Source organism: Maribellus maritimus, from assembly GCF_022267315.1.
Lineage (GTDB): Bacteria > Bacteroidota > Bacteroidia > Bacteroidales > Prolixibacteraceae > Draconibacterium > Draconibacterium maritimum.
Genome location: NZ_JAIKLE010000087.1, coordinates 1 through 5,680 on the forward strand (window position 1 = coordinate 1; position 5,680 = coordinate 5,680).

Consider the following 5,680-nt stretch of genomic DNA (forward strand, 5'->3'; position numbering starts at 1 on the left):
TGAGCTAACTGCGAACGAGTAGAAAATCGATTTTCTTTTGTGAAAATCAAACATTTTACCCGTTTTTCTCCTGATAAACTTGTTTGTTTTTTTAATAAGCTCTCAAGTTCTTTTAAATCCTCTTTTATCTTGAATTTGCTTTGTCTTCCCATGCTTCAAAGATAATACAGCGACACTATATACTCAAATTGGTATAAATCTAATGAAATACTCAATTAAAAAAGACAAAAGGCGAAAGAGGTTTCATTCGTCACGATTGGTGGTTTTAAATGTTTAACAAATTATTTAATGAATTGTCAGATTAAGTCTTGACTATTTCAAATAAATTCAATAAATGTAGATTTCATATAATCGATTTTGAGATTAGTTAATATCATTTTTTATTCTGAATAAACTCTCATGGTACCACAAAAAGTGAGCCAATAACGGTAGTGTGTTTAAAAAGTATAATTAAGCCGCTTAAGTTTCAATATTTTAATCTTTTTAAACCAGCTATCTAAATCATTCTTTCATGGAAAAGAGGTCACAAAATAACCGTTAACGGGAGCGATAGAATTTTTTTGTTTTATTTAGTCTTTCGACATTTTCTCCATTTACAAATATCTCTGCTGCAACAATTGTTTTCGTTTCATCATAGATAAACCTTACTTCACGGGGCGAATTTTCAACTAAGTAGAAACCCGATGATTTTGGAAGTAACTTAAACCTCTCTCCAGATGGTTCAATTGCAACCAGAGTGTTATCTGCAATCTCAATTTTTATGGTCTCCTCTGCGTTTATTTCGTATTCGCCGACCACATCTCTCATACTTATCTCAGTGCTGCTTTGTGTCTTTTCATTATTGGTTGTTAATGATGGCAAAATATAATCCCTCATTATTTCATCCTGCCTTTGAGGTGTTTGAAAATAATTTCCTGCTGTCATAACAAAAACAGTATTTGCGTTGGGTATTGCCATTATTAGCTGTTCGCCGTGTCCCAAAGCATAATAAGTATTGAATGTTTGTTGATTGATATTGTAGCTTTTAATCCACCAATTATAACCATATTCCTGATTATTTGAATGAACTTGATTTTCGGTTGAAGATTTAATCCATTCTGGCGAGATTACTTGTTTCCCTTGCCATTCGCCATGATTTAAATACATCAATCCAAATTTCATCATATCTCTGGGTAATAGTTTTAACCCACCACCTGTTTCTGTTATCCCATTATCATAAACTTCCCATTTATGATATTTTATTCCTAATTCGTTAAATAAATATTTAGTAGCAAAACTATCAACAGAAAGCCCAGAAGATTCTTCTATTATGTGTCCCTGAAGAAACATGAGCCGATTATTATAAAAGAATTTGTCACCAGGCTTGTCTTTTAAGTCTTTATTCAAAATGTATTTAATCCAATCGGGCGACGTATAAATATTCACATCATCATTAAACTTATTTGGCGTAAACGGCTTCCAGTCAAGCCCGGCAGTCATTGTCAGTAAATTCTTTATTTTTATATCATATTTTTTTTTAAACCACTGCGTCGAATCCCATTTTTCAAAATAATGCCAGACAGGTTCGTTTACATCAGGAATAAATTTTTTGTCAATGGCTATGCCTATTAATGACGAAGTGAAACTTTTGGTTACCGATTCCAATGAATGAAGCTTATTGTTATCGTAATTGTGAAAATATTCTTCAAGTACAAGTTTATTGTCTTTTACAATCAAAAGACTATGTATCGTCGCCATTTTACCTTTCAGAATATTTTCAATGAGTTTGTAGATATAAGTTGAATCGATGCCTGCTTCTGACAGTGTTGAACATTCAAGTCCATCATCTTTCTGCAATGGTTTATGATAGGAATAGTTATAAATCCTTTCTCCGTTGAAGTTAACTCTGGGAATCTTATATAAAAGTTTTTTTTCTGATATGCTTCTCATTACAAACGGTGTTGGATAACCATCGTTTACTACTCTAATACCATGAATTAGTGAATCACCGGAAACAAATTTGCCATCATATTTGAATAAGCCCCACATTGATTCAAAGTGTAAGCTGTCGTTTGCGAAAAAAGGTTTCTCTCCCGGCACCCCAAGAGTTCCATCTAATGGCTCATCTATTGTGAGCTTTAAAGTTCCTCTGTCCTTCTCGAAATGAAGTATCTGTTTAGTGTAACTAATTGAATCGGTATAAGTAACTTCCCAATATCCGGTAATTTTTCCAAGTTTATTGTCACAGGAGCATGTTACCAAAATTGATATTAATAAAATAAATTGGATGCGTGTTTTCATTATTACTTATTTTTTTACTAATCACACGTTGTTTATTATAATGATATTATCAATTAATACGGTATTATAAAACCCCAATAAGCAAAAAGAAATATCAAAATAATCAATAGTCCTGAATAAATCGAAAAATAGATTCTTGAAAACAAATTAAATATCCGTTTTCGCCAATGAATTATGGAAACTAAAATCATTACTATTCCAATTAGTATCAATAGCTTTGGAATATGTAAGATTATTTTAGCTGTTTGAGAATAATAACGCATTGCTGGGGGTAAAATTCCTATTTGAAAAGATTCAGGGTAGGAAAGAAATCTTAACAAATCTATCAGAGAAACAGCTGGGGCTAGTCCTAATGATAATTTTGTGATGAAAGCAATTCGTTTAGTTATTTTGTTATCAGTTTTTGGTACTCTCATCATAAACATAACAATATATGATATAAGTGGTGATATGCCAAAAAGTCCCAGAAATATTCTTATTAACCAATTGTTTTGTGGAACTTGTCTTTTTATATAAATATCATTGTAAGCCTTATTGTTAGAAAACAAATCTGGCAATAAGTAAAAGTGTTCACCTTTCTGAAATTCATCTTTTAAGATAAAGATTTTTTGGTTGTTGTAATCTCGAAAGAAGTATAAGTAAATTACTCCTTTTTTTAAATCATAAATTACCGAATATTGTGTGAAAACAGGGTTTTGAGCTGAGCTTAACGCTTCTTTAATAAGTTTGATTAATAAATTCGTATTTCTTTTAAGCGTTTCTTCTACATTTCTGTAACGCCAGCAAGGAGCATTGGACCTGTCGTGTACGGATTGATAAAAATTGGTACATATTTGATAATCTCCTTTTCGTGTGATAATAGTATCACCTTCAATAATTATAGAACTGCCGAATTTATCCCCAAAAGCAATATTCTGATTAAAAAAGAAAAATTGTGTATATTTTTTTAATGTATCAGTTACATTTTGAATTGTTATACATTCAGACATAATTTTATCTATAAGATTTCCTTTAAAAATAATTTTACCCTTGGTATTATCCATTTGTTTTGGAAATTCGCCTTGATGATATTCAAACCATAATCCTTCGCTATTAATCCCACCTGTCGGAAAAACTCCTTTTCCACCGAAATATGCTTTACCAAAGTATCCGATTTTGGAGGTGTAAAACCTAAAACAGTTCTCCATTCTCCAAGATCTTGGTTTTTACCAGTAAATATCAGTGAATTCCGAACAAAATAAATACTTGTACAAGAATACGAAGGAGCATAAATTGACAAGACAAACATGAAACTAATAATTACATGTAATTTATTTTTCATCGTAATGGCTAATAGCAGCTGTAAATAAAATGGAATGAATAATTGTTTTTCATAAGGCTATTTTTTATAATTATATTTACATAATTTTTGATATTCGAGATAGATTATGAAAATCATTAAGATATATAAAGGTATATTCATCCAGCAACCAACTATATTCAAAGTTTCGATAGGCGTAATAAAAAACGGGGCAGTAAGAAGCGCCATAATTCCAGTGCTTTTATAGAGAGCTGTCAAACTGGATTTTGTGTTAAGTAAGCCAAAGCCAAAAAGTATACAATTAATACCCAGTATGCTAATTACTAACTGATTAATAGTATCACCTGCACTGATATTCAATACACCGATAACTGTTGTAATGATAAAATATACTGTGCTACCTATCATAAAGAAAAATGAAGCAAATGCCAACAATTTGTTTTCAAGATATTTGCCCACCAAATAAAATCCGTAATAAAAAAATACTACAGTAATTGCATTAACAATGGAGGATATCCAGTTATAAGAATAATAAATAACATCTTTAATAAATAACGGGGCATAAAAAAACCAATTAATTAGATAAATTATTCCGGCAATCATTGTAACCAATAGGAGTATTCGAAAATTTTCTGAAATGCTTATTTCATTTCCATTCAACTCATAAGAATCTAACTCAAATGCATCTGCAATTAATTTAATAGTTGATGCTCTGGGAAATACTTCCCCTGATTCAATTCGCTGAATTGTACGAATGTCAATATTGCATTTCTCCGATAAGTCTTTTTGAGTTATTCCTTTTTGATTTCGGATTTCATTGATTTTTTTACCAAGTTCCGGTTGATTCATCGTTTTAATAAATATTTATCTCAAAAGTATTGGAATCTAATTTTAAACTCGAATCATTAAGGATTTTTTTGCACGGCATTTATACGGCATTTTGTATAATTATCAGGATAAGAGCATTTATTATTGTTGGTTGTTTTTTTCATGTTTATACATTGTTAGCTATCGTTATTGTTTTTTAATTATTAATCTCTCACTGGGATAGTCAATAGTCAAATTGAATTGTTTCATGACTTCAAGTCCTATCTTTCCGTTTCTAGCACTTTCAGAATAGATGTTATTTGGTAAAAAGGCAGTTGGAATACTGTCAACCTCGATATCCCCAATTAGGAGTTTTTCTATTATTCCATTATAAATTTCATATTTTCCAGATATTCCATACCCTTCTTTTTTCTCAGCATTTTCAGGGATATCAAAACTAGTTATCGTAGAGGGTATTAGCTCCAATGTACCCAGATTCCCTAAATCAAGCTGGAGTTTTATTATTTCAATCGAATTTTTATTAGACTTTATTTTACAATTTATGTAAGGCTTATTATCATGAAAACTTAATGCTAACAAATTACCTGACTTATCATCATTAATAGCATTGGAATTCTTATAAACTGTACCTCTGCCTGATTCAAAATCCAACTGTAATGGGAAACTTTTAAGAATATCATACCCAATCATACCATCTATTCCCATTTGTTTTATATATGAGTTAAATTCTGCTGGAAAGCGTTCCATGTCTGTCATTATCCCCGAAACATTTTCAAAGTTTATCGATTCGAAATGAAAGTTTAAATTATGGATGAATCGTCCGTCAATGTTATGAATACCTTCCTTTGAATTTAACGGTTTTCCTTTGATATACTTTAGTTTATTTGTTTGTTCGTTTGGAAAAATCAAAATCTGATTTGCTCCTGTGTCAAATATAAATTGTAACGTATCCTTTTCAGCTACAATTGGAATTAGTATAAAGCTCTTCGATAAATCAATTTCAAATTCATTCGTCAACTCCGTTTCATTTTCAAACCAATAGATTCGTTCCTCTTTGATTTTTTTATACCAACCACCTAAGAATATTAGTAGTATACCAAAAGCAAGAAATCTTGTCATATGATTTGTTTTAATGTCTAGTCCTAGAATACGGCTACAGGTTAAACATTATTAAGCTACATCATTAAACACCGTATTTGGTGTTTTATACCTTAAAGATAGATGAAGCCTTTTATTATTGTAAACTTTAATTGCACTTTTTGTTGCCCGTTT

Annotated in this window: 4 protein-coding genes; all 4 read right to left on the reverse strand. The window is 30.7% G+C overall.

The genetic code is table 11. The annotated features are described in order from the left end of the window. Window positions 1–537 precede the first annotated feature (537 nt). Window positions 538–2,280 carry a serine hydrolase domain-containing protein gene (locus K5G00_RS28660; RefSeq protein ID WP_238769922.1) on the reverse strand — a complete coding sequence of 581 codons (1,743 nt, stop codon included), beginning with the start codon at window positions 2,278–2,280 and terminating at the stop codon, window positions 538–540. Window positions 2,281–2,333: 53 nt separating this feature from the next. Further along, window positions 2,334–3,467, reverse strand: coding sequence for a C45 family peptidase (locus K5G00_RS28665; protein ID WP_238769923.1), 1,134 nt, complete (start codon window positions 3,465–3,467; stop codon window positions 2,334–2,336). Window positions 3,468–3,658: 191 nt separating this feature from the next. After that, a complete protein-coding gene (locus tag K5G00_RS28670; RefSeq protein WP_238769924.1) occupies window positions 3,659–4,429 on the reverse strand; it encodes a helix-turn-helix domain-containing protein in 771 nt (256 codons plus the stop codon). Window positions 4,430–4,594: 165 nt separating this feature from the next. Further along, complete coding sequence (locus K5G00_RS28675) at window positions 4,595–5,527, reverse strand: hypothetical protein (protein WP_238769925.1); 933 nt, start codon at window positions 5,525–5,527, stop codon at window positions 4,595–4,597. Between the last annotated feature and the right edge of the window lie 153 nt (window positions 5,528–5,680).

What these genes read in the sequence shown, in the direction of transcription:
- K5G00_RS28675 (WP_238769925.1), bottom strand. Translation starts at nt 5,527, where the DNA reads ATGACAAGATTTCTTGCTTTTGGTATACTACTAATATTCTTAGGTGGT.
- K5G00_RS28670 (WP_238769924.1), bottom strand. Translation starts at nt 4,429, where the DNA reads ATGAATCAACCGGAACTTGGTAAAAAAATCAATGAAATCCGAAATCAA.
- K5G00_RS28665 (WP_238769923.1), bottom strand. Translation starts at nt 3,467, where the DNA reads ATGGAGAACTGTTTTAGGTTTTACACCTCCAAAATCGGATACTTTGGT.
- K5G00_RS28660 (WP_238769922.1), bottom strand. Translation starts at nt 2,280, where the DNA reads ATGAAAACACGCATCCAATTTATTTTATTAATATCAATTTTGGTAACA.